Source organism: Limnohabitans sp. TEGF004, assembly GCF_027924965.1.
Taxonomy (GTDB): Bacteria; Pseudomonadota; Gammaproteobacteria; order Burkholderiales; family Burkholderiaceae_C; genus Limnohabitans.
On the sequence record NZ_AP027056.1, the window covers coordinates 310,798 to 328,598 of the forward strand.

18 protein-coding genes are annotated in these 17,801 nt (G+C 54.7%); 12 read left to right on the forward strand and 6 right to left on the reverse strand.

Annotation, left to right across the window (positions count from 1 at the left end; all coding sequences use genetic code 11):
- Window positions 1-14: 14 nt before the first annotated feature.
- The 3 genes from LINBF2_RS01690 to LINBF2_RS01700 are packed head-to-tail and all read left to right on the forward strand — an operon-like array spanning window position 15 to window position 3,065.
- Complete coding sequence (locus LINBF2_RS01690) at window positions 15-575, forward strand: biotin transporter BioY (protein WP_236657685.1); 561 nt, start codon at window positions 15-17, stop codon at window positions 573-575.
- A complete protein-coding gene (locus LINBF2_RS01695) occupies window positions 544-1,953 on the forward strand; it encodes an AMP-binding protein (protein WP_281889933.1) in 1,410 nt (469 codons plus the stop codon). Before LINBF2_RS01690 ends, LINBF2_RS01695 begins: the two co-directional genes overlap by 32 nt.
- Window positions 1,932-3,065: a thiolase family protein gene (locus LINBF2_RS01700; protein ID WP_281889935.1), complete on the forward strand. Its 1,134-nt coding sequence runs from the start codon at window positions 1,932-1,934 to the stop codon at window positions 3,063-3,065. The genes LINBF2_RS01695 and LINBF2_RS01700 overlap by 22 nt, the downstream gene beginning before the upstream one ends.
- A 12-nt stretch (window positions 3,066-3,077) precedes the next feature.
- Here the strand turns inward: LINBF2_RS01700 and LINBF2_RS01705 are convergent, their stop codons facing one another.
- The 3 genes from LINBF2_RS01705 to LINBF2_RS01715 all read right to left on the reverse strand — a co-directional run bounded on the left by LINBF2_RS01705 (window position 3,078) and on the right by LINBF2_RS01715 (window position 5,721).
- Window positions 3,078-3,755, reverse strand: a complete 678-nt coding sequence (locus LINBF2_RS01705) for a nitroreductase (protein WP_281889937.1) — start codon at window positions 3,753-3,755, stop codon at window positions 3,078-3,080.
- A 107-nt stretch (window positions 3,756-3,862) separates the two neighbouring features.
- On the reverse strand, window positions 3,863-4,612 hold the full coding sequence (locus LINBF2_RS01710; protein WP_281889939.1) for an OmpW family outer membrane protein: 750 nt from the start codon (window positions 4,610-4,612) through the stop codon (window positions 3,863-3,865).
- 53 nt (window positions 4,613-4,665) lie between these two features.
- On the reverse strand, window positions 4,666-5,721 hold the full coding sequence (locus LINBF2_RS01715) for a porin (protein ID WP_348773715.1): 1,056 nt from the start codon (window positions 5,719-5,721) through the stop codon (window positions 4,666-4,668).
- 164 nt (window positions 5,722-5,885) lie between these two features.
- Here LINBF2_RS01715 and LINBF2_RS01720 point away from each other — a divergent pair, with 164 nt between their 5' ends.
- The 9 genes from LINBF2_RS01720 to LINBF2_RS01760 all read left to right on the forward strand — a co-directional run bounded on the left by LINBF2_RS01720 (window position 5,886) and on the right by LINBF2_RS01760 (window position 14,495).
- The gene (locus LINBF2_RS01720; protein WP_281889941.1) at window positions 5,886-7,109 is read left to right on the forward strand and encodes a phage integrase SAM-like domain-containing protein; all 1,224 of its coding nucleotides are present in this window, start codon (window positions 5,886-5,888) and stop codon (window positions 7,107-7,109) included.
- Window positions 7,110-7,175: 66 nt separating this feature from the next.
- Window positions 7,176-8,075: a transporter substrate-binding domain-containing protein gene (locus LINBF2_RS01725; RefSeq protein WP_104796583.1), complete on the forward strand. Its 900-nt coding sequence runs from the start codon at window positions 7,176-7,178 to the stop codon at window positions 8,073-8,075.
- 17 nt (window positions 8,076-8,092) lie between these two features.
- Window positions 8,093-8,827: an amino acid ABC transporter permease gene (locus LINBF2_RS01730; RefSeq protein WP_281889943.1), complete on the forward strand. Its 735-nt coding sequence runs from the start codon at window positions 8,093-8,095 to the stop codon at window positions 8,825-8,827.
- A complete protein-coding gene (locus LINBF2_RS01735; RefSeq protein WP_281891264.1) occupies window positions 8,827-9,498 on the forward strand; it encodes an amino acid ABC transporter permease in 672 nt (223 codons plus the stop codon). The genes LINBF2_RS01730 and LINBF2_RS01735 overlap by 1 nt, the downstream gene beginning before the upstream one ends.
- Window positions 9,499-9,523: 25 nt before the next feature.
- Complete coding sequence (locus tag LINBF2_RS01740; RefSeq protein WP_104796580.1) at window positions 9,524-10,261, forward strand: amino acid ABC transporter ATP-binding protein; 738 nt, start codon at window positions 9,524-9,526, stop codon at window positions 10,259-10,261.
- Between the two features lie 138 nt (window positions 10,262-10,399).
- Window positions 10,400-11,431 (forward strand): dihydroorotase, encoded by a 1,032-nt coding sequence (pyrC, locus tag LINBF2_RS01745; protein WP_281889946.1) that lies wholly within the window; start codon window positions 10,400-10,402, stop codon window positions 11,429-11,431.
- Between the two features lie 242 nt (window positions 11,432-11,673).
- Window positions 11,674-12,348, forward strand: a complete 675-nt coding sequence (locus tag LINBF2_RS01750) for a DUF3025 domain-containing protein (RefSeq protein WP_281889948.1) — start codon at window positions 11,674-11,676, stop codon at window positions 12,346-12,348.
- A 116-nt stretch (window positions 12,349-12,464) separates the two neighbouring features.
- Window positions 12,465-13,337, forward strand: coding sequence for a protease HtpX (gene htpX, locus LINBF2_RS01755; protein WP_281889950.1), 873 nt, complete (start codon window positions 12,465-12,467; stop codon window positions 13,335-13,337).
- Window positions 13,338-13,340: 3 nt separating this feature from the next.
- Window positions 13,341-14,495 carry a hypothetical protein gene (locus tag LINBF2_RS01760; protein WP_281889952.1) on the forward strand — a complete coding sequence of 385 codons (1,155 nt, stop codon included), beginning with the start codon at window positions 13,341-13,343 and terminating at the stop codon, window positions 14,493-14,495.
- A gap of 51 nt (window positions 14,496-14,546) precedes the next feature.
- Here the strand turns inward: LINBF2_RS01760 and LINBF2_RS01765 are convergent, their stop codons facing one another.
- The 3 genes from LINBF2_RS01765 to LINBF2_RS01775 are packed head-to-tail and all read right to left on the reverse strand — an operon-like array spanning window position 14,547 to window position 17,776.
- Window positions 14,547-14,993, reverse strand: coding sequence for an SRPBCC family protein (locus LINBF2_RS01765; protein WP_281889954.1), 447 nt, complete (start codon window positions 14,991-14,993; stop codon window positions 14,547-14,549).
- Between the two features lie 39 nt (window positions 14,994-15,032).
- Window positions 15,033-15,950: a cysteine synthase A gene (gene cysK, locus LINBF2_RS01770; RefSeq protein WP_281889956.1), complete on the reverse strand. Its 918-nt coding sequence runs from the start codon at window positions 15,948-15,950 to the stop codon at window positions 15,033-15,035.
- Entirely contained in the window at window positions 15,947-17,776 is a 1,830-nt protein-coding gene (locus LINBF2_RS01775) for an FAD-dependent protein (RefSeq protein ID WP_281889957.1), read from the reverse strand. The genes cysK and LINBF2_RS01775 overlap by 4 nt, the downstream gene beginning before the upstream one ends.
- Between the last annotated feature and the right edge of the window lie 25 nt (window positions 17,777-17,801).

Below are 17,801 nucleotides of genomic sequence, written 5' to 3' on the forward strand. Positions count from 1 at the left end.
GCCACTTATCTTTTATGAACACCTCTTCTTTGTCCATCGCGTTGGTTTCACTCTTCGCGGCCTTGATCGCTGTTTTTGGGTTGATTCCAAAAATTGATTTGCCATTGGGCGTACCCATCACACTGCAAACTTTGGGCGTGATGTTGGCAGGCTGCATGCTCGGCCCAAAGCGCGCATTGCAAGCCTTGCTGTTGTTTCTTGCAGCAGTAGCGATTGGTTTGCCTTTGCTGTCGGGTGGTCGCGGTGGCATTGGTGTGTTCTTCGCGCCTGCCAGTGGCTATTTGATTGGCTGGCCAGTCGGCGCATTTGTCGCGGGCTGGGTCATGCACATGCTGCCGCGTGCCACACCGCGCAGTGCTGCTATCAGCGCATTTGTGGCATCAGCCATTGGTGGCTTGTTGGTGGTGCATGTGTTTGGTGTGATTGGCTTGGTCAACATTGCCAACCTGACCTGGGAACAAGCCATCATGGGCACCTTGGTGTTTGTGCCGGGCGACTTGATCAAGTGCGTGCTATGCGCAACCGTGGTTCACACCGTGGCGCGTGGCCTGCCTGATTGGCGCTTTGGTGGCTGACACGCTGATTCATGCACCACTTGCGCACTGGGCACAGTCCCGTGCACAAGTGGTAGCTTTGGATGACGGGCAAACGCAGCTCACATTCTCAGAGCTGTATGAAAAGGTTCAGCAGGAAGTCACCGCACTTCAACAGCAGCACGCACCTGCCACTGTTTTTGTCGATGCACAACAAAGCATCCTTGCGCAAATGGTGCACTTCCTGGCGATCATCAGCAGCGGTCGATGCGCTGCCGTGAGCGACCCTGACTGGCCCGCTAGCGTGCGCCAAACGGTGCAAGATGCGTTTTCACAAGACCCAGCCACACCATCTGCACCTACGCCGATATCGCCGTTTTACATTGGGTTCACATCTGGCAGCACGGGCACACCAAAAGGCTTTCGACGTCACCACCAATCGTGGACAGAAAGCCTGCGTGTGTGTCTAGACACCTTTGGACCTGATGCAGCCAGTTGCGTATTGGCGCCGGGTCGCTTCTCGCATTCCTTGTTTTTGTTTGGCATGGTGCTGGGCCTCTGGAGTGGCGCAGGCGTGGTGGTGCAAGAGCGCTTTTCAGCACCTCGCATGATGGACACTTTGCGCTCTGGCCGCACGCCGTGTTTGGTGGCGGTGCCCAGTCAATTGCTGCTGATGCTAGAGATTGCGGCACGCCGAAAAGTGGCGCCCATCGAAGGCCTGCGATTGATTTTGATCAGCGGTGCGCGTTGGATGCGTGACCGCACCACTGCGCTTCAAGCCCTGTTTCCCAACGCGCGCATTGTTGAGTTTTATGGCGCCTCTGAAACCAGCTTCATGGCTTGGATGGATGCCGATGCATCAGCACCACCACAAGCCGTGGGCAAACCTTTTTCAAATGTGGACATCGACATTCGAGCGCCAAAATCATCTGAAGGCACCGGGCAAATTTATGTGCGCAGCCCCATGCTGTTCATGGATTACGTCGGCGCACCTACGGACCACACAGCAGCGGTGCGCGACGGAGATTGGCTATCGGTGCGTGACATGGGGTATTTGGATGAGCAAGGTTTTCTGTGTCTTGTGGGCCGTGAAAATCGCATGTTGGTGACTCAAGGTAAAAACCTGTTCCCTGAAGAACTTGAAGCGGTGCTCATGGCGCAGCTCGGTGTGCAACACGCTTCGGTGCACGGCATACCCGACCCGATTCGCGGACAGCAAGTGGTGGCGGTGGTGCAGCTCGACTTAACTGAGCCATTGCCCACTGCGCAGCAATTGTCAGAAGCGTGTCGCGCACAACTGGAAAGTTACAAAGTTCCCAAACGATTTCTCATGTGCAGCCAGTGGCCTTTGACAGCCAGTGGCAAAACAGACCATCTCGCTGTGGCAAAGGTATTGGCATGTCTACCCCCACTTCTTTGATTGCCGCATGGGCGCGCAGCGCCGTGGTGCCGCGCGATGGCGCGTTCAAAACTTTGCATGCGCACGACATCGCTGCACCTGTGTTGCAAGCTTTGTTGACCCGCGCAGGTGTTACGCCCTCCGATGTGGATGCGGTGGTGGTGGGCAACGCACTCGCAGCAGGAGGCAACCCTGCACGCATGTTGGCGCTGCACGCAGGCCTGCCAGAAGCCTGCGCCGCACTCACCGTCGACACCCAATGTTGCGCGGGTTTAGATGCAGTAGCCGTGGGCGTTGGCTTGATTGCATCGGGGCAAGCAGATGTGGTCATTGCCGGCGGTGTTGAAGCATGGAGCCGCTCGCCCATTCGCATGCATCGGCCGCTGCATGCTAATGACGTGGCGGTGGCTTATGAACGCCCAGCCTTTGCGCCGACACCAGAGAAAGACCCAGACATGCTGCTGTCTGCGGCCCTCTACGCTGCGCAAAATGGTTACACCCGTACGCAGCAAGAGAGTTACGCCATTGAGAGCCACCAACGTGCATTGATGCACCAAGCTCACATGGCACATGAAATCGTGCCTGTTGTGGGCGTGTCGCATGACCTCTACCCCAGACGCATTGACCCTGCCCGTGCAGCGCGCATGCCTGCGGTTGCTGACTCACTCACCGCGCTCACCATTTCAGCGCAAGCCGATGGCGCCGCGTTTGTGTTGCTTGTCAGTCCAGAAGCGGCCAAACGTTTACACATCACACCCAAAGCTGCTTGGGTAGCCAATGCCTCTGTGGGTAGTGCGCCTGAATGGCCTTTGCTTGCAGCCGAGTTGGCTGCGCGTGCTGCACTCGAACGCGGACAGTTTGCTGATGCAGCAGCCATGCGTTTTGTCGAATTGCACGATGCGTTTGCTGCGCAAGGCTTGAGTTTTTCTGAACGCCTACACCTTGACCCAACTTGCCTCAACTCCATGGGTGGTGGGCTTGCACGAGGCCACCCCATTGGCGCTTCGGCGGCCATCGCGTTGGTCCGTTTGCTGGCCAATTTAGAGCACCACCACACATCAGGTGCGCACGGCTTAGCGGCTGTTGCGGGCGCTGGCGGGCTAGGTGCTGCGGCTGTGGTCTGCTGGTTGTGAGGCGGTTGCCTCTTAGCCGATGACCTTGAAATAGTCGTCTAAATCGCAACGCGTGGTGCGTGTGGTGTTCACGGGTGCTGCAGGGTCTGCATAGCCCAAGGCCATGCCACACACAATGTGTGACGAAGCTTCCAGCCCTAAATGTTGGCGAATCAAACTGGGGTAAGACGCCAGGGCACCAATGGCGCAGGTGGACAAGCCTTTGGATTGAGCGGCCAACATCAAGCCATACAAGCTCATGCCCAAGTCCATATAACCACCGCTGCCAAAGCCATGCGCCATGGTGACGACCAAAGCGACAGGGGCATCAAAAAAACAAAAATTGCGTTCAAACTGCGCATCGCGTCCAGCACGGTCATCACGCGCAACGCCTAATGCGCCATAGAGCGCTTGTGCTGCAGCCACTTGGCGACGACGCAAGATCATGGGCATGGGGTTGGGAAAGTAGTCGTAGTCTTCTTTCTCTTGCGCACCTGCGCGCCAAGAAGTTACCAAGTCATTCGACAGTTCACGCCTCACATCGCCCTGCACAGCGATGAAAGCGCCCGGCTGCAAATTGGCCCCACTAGGCGCCATGCGCGCCAACATCAACACCTCATGCAGCAATGCATCAGGCACAGGGGTGGATAGATAGCCCCGCACCGAATGGCGCTCGTGGACCAAAGAAGAAAAAATGTCAGAAGCGTTCACACTGAAAATTATCGATGCAATTGCATCGCGCAATAAAAAACCCCACCGTGTTACCACGATGGGGTTTTAGACTTTTAAATCCTTAACTGGCTAAGCCAGCGGGGGGATTAGAAGCGGTAGCCAACGCGAACCACGTAATCGGTTGTATTAAGTTTTACCTCACCGGTAGTAGATCCATATGGCGCTCTACCTACAAAAGTGGCTGTCGTTTTAACTGGCAAATATGCAACAGATCCACTAATACTCCACCTGTCATCAATGTTGTAAATAACGCCTACGTTGTAAACAGGTGTCCAAGAAGAACTCAACGATGCACCGTTGCCGCTTAAGTTTTGAATAGTCGCATCACCAGCATTGGTTTGTATTTTATGAAACGAAACATGCGCAACGCCTAGACCCAAATATGGGCGCCACTGATCTTGAGTTGAGCCAAAGAAATACTTAGCCACAACCGCAGGAGATCGGAGTTGAATTTTTGCTGCCCCGGGATGTGCGCCTGTGGCAGGGGTTGTTAAATCTTGAGTCATGGTTGGCGGAATACCAATAGTGACTTCGGCGCCCACATTGTCGGTGTACATATGCAACCAGCTCAATGAGAGTGTCGTTTCGCTGCTAACCTTTGCAGTTGCGCCATTTACAGCAGCTTGAGCTACACCACTATTAGTGAGCTGACCCACTTGAGTGTCTGGGTTGATAGAAGCCAAACCAGCGCTCACGATGTTGTCACCCGCTTTTTGTGCAAATGCGCCTGAGGCCATAAACAATGCTGTGCAAGCCAATGCAACTTTTGAAAAGTTTGTCATCTCTGTCTCAAATATTATGTTTCTTGAATCAAAAAAGCCCCACTCCTTTTGCAAGGGGTAGGGCTTTTGGTCTTTTAAATTCTTAACTGGCTAAGCCAGTGTGGGAATTAGAAAGCGTGGGCCAAGCCAACCAAAGTCGTAGTGACTTTAGATTTGTCTGTAGCACCTGTGCCGTTGTTATCGTTGGTTTCGGTCACATAACGGACGTATGCATTAGTACGCTTGCTCAAAGCATATTGAGCACCGATACCATCAATCTTCTTGTCTTTATTAGCAGTCAACTTGTCGTTAAGAGTAGTATGCTGAGCCAACAAAGTAACATTTGCAGTCAAAGCGTACTTCAAACCAATGTTGTTACCAGATTTGTCGGCAGCAGTTGCTGTGCCGTCGCTTTTCTCATTGTGCATACCAGCAATCAGAGTGGCTTTACCCAACACGTAGTTCACAGCAAACTGTGTTTGTTTCAATGTGTTAGTTTGCTTGTAATTGCTCACAACAGCTTTCAGAGGGCCGTTCACATATGTCAAGCTGTAGTCGGTGATGTCACCAGCTGCAACAACTTCTGCTGCTGTTGCAGATTGCGCGGCAGCAACTGTCTTAGGCTTATACGCCACGGCGCCTTGAAAACCAGCAATTGCTGGTGTCAAGTACTGTGTAGCACCTTGTGCGCGCAAAACTTTTGTACCCAATTGTGCGTTGTCGCCATAGCCACCACCGATTTTGGTGCCGAATGCTGAACGTGCGGCTTGTGCACCAAATGTTGGCAAGTTGGCGTTACCAGCTTTGATTTCACCGAAACCACCAGCAACGGCAACAAACACTTCAGCTGTAGTTGGGGCAGATGCTGTGTTTGTTGTGCCAGTGTTTTGTGATGTGAAGTTGTAACCACCAGTTGCATCGAAATCCAACTCATACAAAGCAGATGCCTTCAAGCCGCCACCCAAGTCTTCTGTCAGACGGAAAGTAACGTTGTTTGTGTTCTGTGTACCGTTAGACACGGAACGAACAGAAGCGCTTGTTGCGTTACCGTAATCGGTCTTTACAGATTGGTAACCGGCATCAACGTTACCAGTGATAGTCACAGAAGATTGAGCTTGTGCGCCGAAAGCGGCGAGTGCTGCGATAGCAACGAGGGTTATTTCCCTTCCAATTCTGCAAATGATTGATTTGCTTCAATAGCGTCAATGTGTTCATAACTTCGACCAGTTATGAACGATGAACTCCCATTTGACGCATTGAAACGGAAAAAATGTACTTAGACGCTCCAGCAAACGATGATTTTTTCTTTATTCCGCGGGCGCGAAATTCCCCGATCAAATCAAGCTTTATGCAGGTGGAAGGTTTGCCTGAAAAACTCAAAATTTTCAGGATTGCAGGAAGTAAGTATTGGCAGGTTCGCATTTTTAGCCATGGGCGCTACATCGGCAAAAGCTTGAAAACAACGGACGCGCATGAAGCGCATGTGCTTGCCAAGAATTTTTATAACGAACTGGTGATGCGTGGGCAGGTTGATGTCTTAGCCGTGCCTGACGGCGATGCGTTGCTGATCATGCGAAAAAACCAATACCTCTTGCATGATTTGATCGAGGAGATTTTGCAAAGAGAGTTGGAGCGTGTGGCCAGAGATGAAATCAAAAAAGAATCATGGCTGATGACCAAAATTCGTCTAGAGGGACTTGTTTTTGATTTCTTGAGACTTAAACCGTTGAGGTCTATCAACACCAAAACCGTCCAAGACTTTGTGCAGTTTTTGACAGAAAAGAACTTGGCTGGTTCCACCATCCTTGGTTATTTGGCGCATTTTCGAAAGTTGTTGAAATTGCTGTTTGTGCGTGGCGTGATTTCGCAAATGCCGCTTTTTCCGCCGGTGAAGTTGCAGCTCAACTCTCGGGGTGCATTCACCGTGACTGAATACAAATTGATCCTTCAAAAATCCAAAGAGCTGACACGCACCACCTACACAGACTGGCCGTCTGGAAAGCGCATTTGGATTCATGCCTCGTACCACACCATGCCCATTGAAATGAATGGACTGATTCGTTTCATGGTGTACACCTTTGTGCGCCCCGGTGATGTGCGACAACTGCAGCACAAACACATCGAAATCATCAAAGGCCAGTTCAACTACTTGCGACTCACTTTGCCCGAGGTCAAGCGTCACAAGGCGCCAATTGTCAGTTTGCCACCTGCTGTGCGCATTTATGAACGCCTGCTCGCACGTCAAAAGGCCCAGGGTTTTGGTCGCCCTGACGACTATGTGTTTTTCCCGCAAGAACCCAATCGCCGCCGCATGCTGGACATCATTGGTTGGCTTTTTAACTGGATTCTCAAAGACCTTGGTATCAAGCAAGGGCCGCATGGGGCCATGCGTTCGCTGTACAGCTTGCGTCATACTGCCATCACATTCAGACTGATTTTTGGTGGAAATATTGATTTATTGACCTTGGCCAGAAATGCCAGAACTTCGGTGGAAATGATTGAAAAGTTCTACGCCAGCACCCTGTCGGCGGAGATGAACATCGCCCTGTTGCACGGGAAAAGAGGTAAGTAATTTCCCCATGGTGACACTCTCTAGAATGTAGATTTACGCATTCATTCACCTCAACTGGAGCTTCACATGAAAAAGCAGTTCGTTACCTTGGCCGTGGCCACACTTTTGGCAGGCACCGCCTTCGCGCAAGCCAATGACACCCTCGCCAAAGTCAAAGCCGCAGGCAGCATCACCATGGGCGTGCGCGACTCTTCTGGCGCTTTGTCTTACACCTTGGGTGACGGCAAGTATGTGGGCTACCACGTTGAGATTTGCCAGCGCATCATTGCCAACGTTGAAAAAGCAGTGGGCAAAAAGCTGGAAGTGAAATACACACCTGTGACTTCACAAAACCGTATTCCTTTGACTGAGAACGGCACGGTGGACATCGAGTGCGGCTCAACCACCAACAACGAAGCACGTCAAAAGCAAGTGGCTTTCGCGTTCACCACCTACGTGGAAGAAGTGCGCATCGCTGTGCGCGCTAACTCTGGCATCACGTCTATCGCTCAGTTGAACGGTAAGAACGTGGCGACCACCACAGGCACTACTTCTGTGCAATTGCTCCGTAAGAACGAGCGTGCCACTGGCGTTGACTTCAAAGAAGTGTTCGGTAAAGACCACGCAGACAGCTTCCTTCTGCTCGAGTCTGGCCGCGCTGATGCGTTCGTGATGGACGGCCAAATCTTGGCTGGCAACATCGCCAACTCCAAAGCACCAGCTGATTTCAAAATCGTGGGCGAAGTTTTGAACGTTGAGCCGATCGCCATCATGTTCCGTAAGGACGATCCAGCTTTCAAGAAGTTGGCTGACGAGACCATCGCTGGTTTGGCTAAGTCTGGCGAACTCGCCAAGCTGTACGACAAGTGGTTCACACAAGCCATCCCTCCAAAGAACATCAAGCTCGGCATGCCTGCCAGCGATGCCAACAAGGACGCTTGGAAAAACTTGAACGACAAACCTGTTGAAGCCTACGCCAAGAAGTAATTTAGAAAACGCAAGACATGACACTCGATTGGCAGGTTTTTCTTCAGGACGACGGTGGTGGACGAACCTACCTCGAGTGGATGTTTGAAGCCTGGGGCTGGACGCTTTCTGTAGCGGGCAGTGCCTGGGTGGTGGCGATGTTGTCAGGATGCCTCATGGGCATCCTGCGCACCTTGCCTCAAGATACGCGTTTGAATGTTTGGTTAGCGAGATTCGCCAACGCGTGGGTGGAGCTGTTTCGCAACATCCCCGTGTTGGTCCAAATTTTTCTCTGGTACTTCGTGTTGCCCAAGGTCTTTCCGGCCATGCAACAAGTGCCGGGGTTTGTGTTGGTGGTGTTGGGCTTAGGCTTCTTTACCTCCTCACGTATCGCAGAGATGCTGCGCGCAGGTATCCAAGCCATGCCACGCGGCCAGCGTTATGCGGCCATGGCCATGGGCTTTACCACTTGGCAAACGTATCGCTATGTGCTGCTGCCCATTGCGTTTCGCACCATTTGGCCGCCGCTCACCAGCGAGTCGATGAACTTGCTCAAAAACTCTTCGGTGGCTTTTGCGGTGTCGATTGCCGAACTCACCATGTACGCCATGCAAGTGCAAGAAGAAACTTCGCGTGGCATTGAGGTGTACTTGGCCGTGACGGCGCTGTACACCGTGTCAGCCTTTGCTGTGAACCGTGTGATGGCTCTCGTGGAGCGCCGCATGCAAATCCCTGGCCTCGTGGTCGCAGGGAATGTCGGCGGGGGGCACTGATCATGAGCGCACTCGATTTTTCTTTTGTCGAATGGGACATCTTCAACAAGTTTGTGTTGAAGGGTATGTTGTTCAGCGTTGAGCTGACCATCATCGCCACCATCGGCGGCATTGTGTTTGGCACGATCTTGGCGCTGATGCGCTTGTCGGGTAACAAATTTTTAGAACTGCCCGCCGTCATTTATGTGAACGGCATGCGCTCCATCCCCTTGGTGATGGTGATTCTGTGGTTCTTCTTACTGATACCGTTTTTGATTGGCCGCTCCATTGGTGCTGAGCTGTCGGCCACCATTACCTTTGTGGCATTTGAAGCGGCGTACTTCAGCGAGATCATGCGGGCTGGTATTCAGTCCATTCCGCGTGGTCAGGTGATGGCGGGTCAGGCTTTGGGCATGACCTACAGCCAAAACATGCGCCTCATTGTGTTGCCACAAGCCTTTCGCAACATGATTCCTGTGTTGCTCACGCAAACCATCATCTTGTTCCAAGACACCTCGTTGGTCTATGCCATTGGCGCGTATGACTTGCTCAAGGGCTTCGTTACCGCAGGCAAGATTTATGGCCGCGTGGAAGAGGTGTACATCTTGGCCGCCTTGGTGTATTTCGTGATTTGTTTTGGCCTCTCGGCCCTCGTGCGTCGCTTGCAAGCGCGCATTGCCATCATTCGCTAAGCGTTAAGTTACGCTGGAGTTCATCGTGATTGAATTAAAAAATGTTTCCAAGTGGTACGGCCCCGTTCAGGTGCTGAACAACTGTTCCACCAACATCCAAAAGGGAGAAGTGGTCGTGGTCTGTGGCCCTTCAGGCTCGGGCAAATCCACCCTCATCAAAACCATCAACGCCTTGGAGCCTTTCCAAGAAGGCGAGATCATGGTCGACGGCATTGCGGTGCACGGCAAAGACACCAACCTGCCCAAACTTCGCAGCCGCGTGGGCATGGTGTTTCAGCACTTCGAGTTGTTCCCGCATTTGTCGGTGACCGAGAACCTCACGATTGCTCAGCAAAAGGTCTTGGGCCGCAGCGAAGACGAAGCGCATGCACATGGTTTGAAATACCTAGAGCGCGTGGGCCTGATGGCGCACAAAGACAAGTTTCCAGGCCAACTCTCGGGCGGCCAACAACAACGCGTGGCCATTGCCCGTGCTTTGAGCATGGACCCCATCGTGATGTTGTTTGACGAACCCACCTCAGCACTCGATCCCGAGATGGTGGGCGAGGTGTTGGACGTGATGGTGGACTTGGCCAACGAAGGCATGACCATGATGTGCGTCACCCACGAAATGGGCTTCGCCCGCAAGGTGGGCAGCCGTGTGATCTTCATGGATGTGGGCGGCAAGATTTTGGAAGACTGCTCGAAGGATGAGTTCTTCAATCACCCAGAAAACCGTCAGCCACGAACCAAAGAGTTCTTGAACAAGATCTTGGCGCACTGATATCTGTTTTTCCTCCGGGGAGGGTTGCGCAGCTTGGGTGCGGCGGCTTTCTCATGCTGGAGTACCAGAAATCGTCAGCCGCCGCACCCAAGCCGCGCAACAGTCGTTAGACCAGAAACAAAAAGCGACAATAAAAGCATGACGCAACAAATCACCATCACAAAACCCGACGACTGGCACCTGCACGTGCGCGATGGCGCTGCACTCAACACCGTGGTGCCCCACACCGCCGCCGAATTTGGCCGCGCTGTCATCATGCCTAACCTCAGGCCCCCCGTCACCACAGCGGCACAAGCCTTGGCCTACAAAGAGCGCATCTCGGCTGCCGTACCACAGGGCATGAGCTTTGAGCCATTGATGACGCTGTACCTCACCGACAACTTGCCCGCCGACGAAATCGTCCGCGCCAAAGACGCTGGCGTGGTCGCCGCCAAGCTCTACCCAGCAGGCGCCACCACCAACAGCGATGCGGGTGTGACCGACATGCGCAAGACCTACAAAACACTTGAAGCCATGCAAAAAGCAGGCATGTTGTTGTTGGTGCACGGTGAAGTCACCAGCAGCGACATCGACTTGTTTGACCGCGAAGCTGTCTTCATCGACACGCAGCTCATTCCGCTGCGCAAAGATTTCCCCGAACTCAAAATTGTGTTCGAGCACATCACCACCGCCGAGGCTGCGCAATACGTGGCCGAGAGCGATCAGTACACAGGCGCCACCATAACCGCGCACCACTTGCTGTACAACCGCAACGCCATCTTCACCGGCGGTATTCGCCCACATTACTACTGCTTACCTGTGTTGAAGCGCGAAACACATCGCCAAGCTTTGGTGAAAGCCGCCACCAGCGGTTCACCTAAGTTCTTCTTGGGCACCGACAGCGCGCCACATCCCGCACAGCTCAAAGAACACGCCACAGGTTGCGCCGGTTGCTACACCGCACACGCAGCCATGCCCATGTACGCCGAAGCGTTTGAGAACGCAGGTGCACTTGACAAACTCGAAGGCTTCGCCAGCTTCCACGGTGCAGACTTCTACGGCTTGCCACGCAACACCGGCACGCTCACGCTGCGCAAAGAAAGCTGGACACCGCCCGAGAGCTTTGCGTTTGGCGAAGCCGACTTGAAGCCCCTGCGCTCTGGCGAGGCATTGCCTTGGCGCGTGGTTTAAATCCAAAAACAGAAGGCTTTGCAGGCGCTGTCTTAGCCGAGATTGATTGGTCGCAGCCGTGGTTCTCGCCTTGGCGCGAACTTGGTGAGTCCACGGCGCAACTAGCGCTGAAACAGCAAAGCGTTGCCGAAGCCCTAAATGCACTTCAAACAAACCTGCAGCTAAGCTCAGTCGCAGCGAACCACTCCGCAGACAAGTGCGAGGCCAGCGCGGGCTCGGGTGATATTGCGAGCGCAGCGAGCGTGAACACGACCCGTGCTGGCCTCGCGCTTGGCGATGCCAAAGAAGTGACGTTCGTCCCCCAGTCAGCCCTCCCCGAAGGCCAAGCCTACGAAGACTTCATTTTCAAAACTGGCCAAGTACCCACCCGCGACGGCCTGCACGACTTCTTCAACGGTTTGTGCTGGCATCGCTTCCCACTGGCCAAGCGTCGCCTGAATCAACTGCAAGCCGCTGAGATCGAAGCTCAAGGCATCAGTGCTACACGCGGCCCCGTGCGCGATGCACTCACCTTGTTTGACGAAAACGTCGTGCTCATGCACGCATCCGACGAGGTGTGGGCTGCGTTGCAAGCGCGTGATTGGCTCAAGCTCTTTGTGTACCTCCGTGACCAATGGCAGCACGTTCACCTCGTGTTGTTCGGCCATGCCTTGGTCGAAAAACTCGTCACGCCTTACAAGTCCATCACCGGCCATGTGTACCGCGTGGCCAATGAGGTCAACCCACACGACGAAGCCGCGCTAGATGCGTGGCTGGTGCAAGATCTGCAAGCTGCCAAACTAGCTACTAAACCTTTCGAGCCACTGCCCGTTTTGGGCGTTCCAGGCTGGTGTGCTGACAATGCCGAGCGTGCTTATTACGAAGACACAAATGTGTTTCGTCCTAAGCGTGAATTAGCCATTAAGGCATCCAAATAGCTCACAGCTTTGCCTAACTTTTGTGTGGTTTTTTAAAAGCTGCGTGTTGAATTGCTAGCAATCGCCCCTACCATTCATAGCAGCGGACCTTTGTACTACCCGCTGAAAAGGAAACCATGAAACGCATTCTTCTGTTCGTCCTCACCAACCTCGCCGTCATGGTGGTGCTGGGGGTCGTCGCCAGTTTGCTGGGCGTCAACCGCTTTCTCACCGCCAACGGTTTGAACCTGTCTGCCTTGTTGGGCTTCTCGCTCATCATGGGTTTTGGCGGTGCATTTATTTCTCTCTTGATGAGCAAGCCCATGGCCAAGTGGAGCACGGGCGCACACGTCATCACCCAACCCGCCAACCAAGACGAAGCGTGGTTGGTGAGCGTGGTGCAACGCTTGTCTGAGCGCGCTGGCATCACCATGCCTGAAGTCGCCATTTATGAGGGCGAGCCCAACGCGTTTGCCACGGGTGCATTCAAAAATTCAGCCTTAGTGGCCGTGTCTACCGGCTTGCTGCAAGGCATGACCAAAGAAGAAATTGAAGCTGTGTTGGGTCATGAGATTGCCCACGTTGCCAACGGCGACATGGTCACGCTCACGCTCATCCAAGGCGTGCTCAACACCTTTGTGGTGTTCTTGAGCCGCGTCATCGGCTACTTCGTGGACAGCATGTTGCGCAGCAAGGATGACGAGTCCACAGGCCCAGGCATGGGCTACTACATCACCAGCTTTGTGCTCGACATCTTGCTTGGCTTCGTGGCCAGCATGATCGTGGCCTGGTTCAGCCGCTACCGCGAGTTCGCTGCGGATGAAGGTTCTGCCAAGCTCTTGGGTAACAAGCAACCCATGATCAACGCCTTGGCTCGCCTCAACAGCATGCAAGCGGGCGAGCTGCCCACCAGCGTGGCTGCGATGGGCATCACCGGTGGTTTGGGCAAGTTGTTTGCCTCGCACCCACCGTTGGAAGAGCGCATTGCAGCATTGCAAGCGGCGCGCTGATTGTTGAACGCGCCTCAATCTCCCTGGACGGTCGCCTCTGTGCAAGCAGTGGCGACTGTTGCCATTCAGCCTGCTGCTGAACTCACGCCTGCGCAAAAACGTTTCAACACGTTGCTGGCGCGTGTGTCGGCCTTGTCTGATTCCATTGCCACGCTAGAGGCGTTGTCCACGCAGCACCGCAGCAGCCACTTGACGGCGATGAGCGCGTTGAAGAGCCAAGAAGACACGGCACGTAAAAACCTGTTGCTGTATTTGGATGGGTGCTTGCATAGCGCAGAGCTCACGGCCACACACCGACGCAGCGCCACGCAAATCATCCTCGCGCTGTGTGAAGCACTAGAGCACAAGAAAGACGGCCAAGTGCAAGCCGTGTTCAACCATCACCACAGCGAAGAAGACGCGCAAGCTTTGGCTGAAGAGGCGCGTGCAGGTGCTGAGCACGCCAAAGCCGTGTTTGAAGATTTATTCGGAAAGCCTTTGCATGGCGCAAACGACTTGCACACCGCAGAGGCGGTGTTTGAAGCAGGCCTGCGTCAATACCGCGAACAGCAACAGCGCCTCGAAGACAAACGCCAAGCCAAGAAGGCCAAGAAAAAACCAGCGGCCCGTCAGCTCAAAGATGTGCAGCAAAAGATGGATGCCAACACCGCGCTGCGCACGGTGTACCGTCAACTCGCCAGCGCCTTGCACCCCGACCGCGAGCCCGATGAGGCCGAGCGCTTGCGCAAAACCGCGTTGATGAGCGAAGTGAATGCCGCGTATGACCGCAAGAACTTGTCGGAGTTGCTCAAGCTGCAATTGCAATTGGCACAGATCGACAGTGCGGCTTTGAGCCGCATGGCCGACGACAAACTCAACGCCATGTGCCTGCTGCTCAAAGAGCAAGTGGAAGCGCTGGAAGAAGACGAAGCACAAGCCCAGTTTGAAATTCGTCACTACCTTGGCGTGAACGAGCTCGATCACATCAGCGCCGAAAGCTTGGCGCGCGCACTGGCCATTCAGCTGCGGGACAAAGAGCATGAGGTCGACACGCTAGAGCGCGACTTGCGTCGCATTCAAAACGAGGCGGAGCTGAAACGTTGGCTCAAAGAGCAAGCGCAGCTGGCCAAAGAAGCGCGGGCAGAGCTGACCGATTTGGACCGCTTGCTGTACCGATAAAAAGAAACAGCGCCCATGAAGGCGCTGTTAAGTTTTTTAACCGCTGAGTTGTTAGCCCGGAATATCCGGCTCCACCAGTTTGGCCAATTGCTCCAACGATTCTTGCCATCCGAGGTAACACATCTCCAAGGGAATCATCTCTGGAATGCCTGTTTGGGTGACGTTCAACTCAGTGCCGCAGATCACGGGCTTAAGCGTCACCGTCACCTCCAGCACGCCTGGCAAGTTGGCATCGTCAAACTTGTCGTTGTAGCGAATGCGTTCGTTGGGCACGAGTTCCAGGTACTCGCCACCAAACGAGTGGCTGTTACCACTGCCGAAGTTATGAAACGAAATGCGGAATGTGCCGCCTACTTTTGCATCGAGGTTATGCACCGTGCAAGTAAAGCCATAGGGCGGCAGCCACTTGGCCAAAGCACCAACTTCTAGAAAAGCGCAATAGACCTTTTCGGGTGTCGTTTTTAAAACACGGTGAAGGTGAATACTTCGACTGGACATGTCGGTCTCCTTGATAGAGTTTTCAAATAACTGCAGCGCTTAAACCGGCAAATAACCTTCCACCGACAAATAACGCTCACCCGTGTCGTAGTTAAAGCCCAGCACGGTTGCACCCGCTGGAATCTCAGGCAGCTTCTGTGCAATCGCAGCCAGCGTGGCACCCGAAGAGATACCCACCAACAAACCTTCTTCAGCAGCGCTGCGTCGGCCCATTTCGCGAGCAGCGTCAGCTTCGACTTGAATCACACCGTCGAGCAACGATGTGTCTAAGTTCTTAGGAATGAAGCCAGCGCCAATGCCTTGGATGGGGTGGGGTGCAGGCGCGCCGCCGGAGATGACGGGCGAGGCTGTGGGCTCCACCGCATACACCTTGAGTTTGCGCCACTTGGCTTTGAGCACTTTGGCTGTGCCTGTTAAGTGGCCGCCTGTGCCCACGCCGGTGATGAGTACATCCACGCCTTCGGGAAAGTCCGCGATGATTTCTTGCGCGGTGGTGCGTGTGTGCACCTCGATGTTGGCGGGGTTTTCAAACTGTTGTGGGATCCACGCCCCCGGTGTTTGTGCTGCCAGCTCTTCGGCGCGGGCAATCGCGCCCTTCATGCCTTTTTCGCGTGGCGTCAAATCAAACGATGCGCCGTAGGCCAGCATCAAGCGGCGACGCTCAATGCTCATGCTGTCGGGCATGACCAAGATGAGTTTGTAGCCTTTGACAGCAGCCACCATCGCCAAGCCAACGCCTGTGTTGCCTGATGTCGGTTCAATGATGGTTCCGCCTGCTTTGAGCGCGCCCGACTTTTCAGCCGCTTCCACCATGGCCAAGGCGATGCGGTCTTTGATGGAGCCACCGGGGTTGGTGCGCTCGGACTTGATCCACACCTGATGTGTGTTGCCAAACAAGCGGTTGATACGAATGTGTGGCGTGTGGCCGATGGTGTCTAAAACGCTGTTGGCTTTCATGAGTGGCTCCTAGAAGAAATGAGTTGTCGTGCGACGGCTTCACCGACTTTAATGCCATCCACGCCCGCCGACAAAATGCCGCCTGCATAACCCGCGCCTTCGCCTGCGGGGTACAGGCCTGCGAGGTTGGGGCTTTGCAAGCTGTCGTCTTCGCGGGCGATGCGCAGTGGCGATGAGGTGCGTGTTTCCACACCCGTCATCACCGCGTCGTGCATGTCAAAGCCTTTGATTTTTTTACCGAATACCGGCAGCGCTTCGCGCATGGCGGTGATGGCGTAATCAGGCAGTGCGCTGTTCAAGCTGACCATCTTCACACCCGGTTTGTAGGACGGTTCCACACTGCCCAAGGCGGTGGATGCACGGTCAGCCACAAAGTCGCCCACCAGTTGTGCGGGCGCTTCGTAAGTGCTGCCGCCCAAGGTGTAGGCGTGGGCTTCGAGTTGGCGTTGCAGCACCAAGCCTGCGAGCGGGTGATAGCCACCGGGTGCGTCGTGCGTGGTGTGGCGCACGGCGTTGCCGAGTTCTTGGCCCAATTCGGCTTCAAAGGCGGCGGGGTCTGTGGGGTAGTCGCTGGGGTCAATGCCCACCACGATGCCTGCGTTGGCGTTGCGCTCAGCGCGTGAGTATTGGCTCATGCCGTTCGTCACCACGCGGCCTGCTTCGCTGGTTGCAGCCACCACCGTGCCGCCGGGGCACATGCAAAAGCTGTAAACGGCGCGGCCGTTTTCGGCGTGGTGCACCAGCTTGTAGTCGGCAGCGCCCAGCAGAGGGTGGCCTGCGTGTTGGCCCCAACGTGCGCGGTCAATCACGCCTTGCGGGTGCTCTATGCGCACACCCACTGAAAACGGTTTGGCTTCCATGGCCACCGCATGACGGTGCAGCATGGTGAAGGTATCGCGTGCGCTGTGGCCCAGCGCCATCACCACTTGGCGGGCGGGCAGGGTGTAGGTTTCGTCGGTGGCGTGGTTGTGAATGCGCAGGGCTTGAATGGCTCTGGGCGATGACGCGTCTGCAGAGGTGTTGCCGTATTCCACATCGGTCACACGTTGTTCGAAACGCACTTCACCGCCTAAGCGGATGATTTCTTCGCGCAAGCCTTCCACCACTTTCACGAGCTTGAACGTGCCGATGTGTGGGTGCGCGGTGAACAAAATTTCTTCGGGCGCACCAAAGCGCACAAACTCGTTCATCACCTTGCGGCCCAAATGGCGTGGGTCTTTGATTTGGCTGTACAGCTTGCCGTCCGAAAACGTGCCTGCGCCACCTTCGCCAAACTGCACATTGCTCTCGACGTTCAAAATCTTTTTGCGCCACAGACCCCATGTGTCTTTGGTGCGCTGACGCATGCTAGTGCCGCGCTCAATCACGATGGGCTTGAAGCCCATTTGCGCCAACACCAGCGCCGCAAAAATGCCACAGGGCCCAAAGCCGACCACCACGGGGCGTTCACCCGTGTGTTTGCCCCAGTCGCCCGGCGCATGAGCGGGCGCGAGCCACGACATGTCGGGTGTGGGTTGAATGTGTGAGTTCTTTTCGTACTTGGTCAGCAGCGCAGCTTCTTGCTTTACATCGACCAAGGTGATGTCGACGATGTAGACCACCAACAAGTTTTGCTTGCGCGCATCAAAGCTGCGCTTGAACACATTCAGCGTGGCGATGGCGTCAGGTGAAAGCCCCAATGCTTCAGCAGCTAGCGTGCGAAGTGCATCAATCGGGTGAGGCGGAAGCTGGCGGTCTGCCTCGGTTTCGGCTGGCGCATCGGCGGCGCGGCGTTCTTCTACGGGGAGGGCAGACAGCGGAAGTTTGATTTCTGAGAGTCGAATCACAAGCGTGTGGCCCGTGGTGATCGGG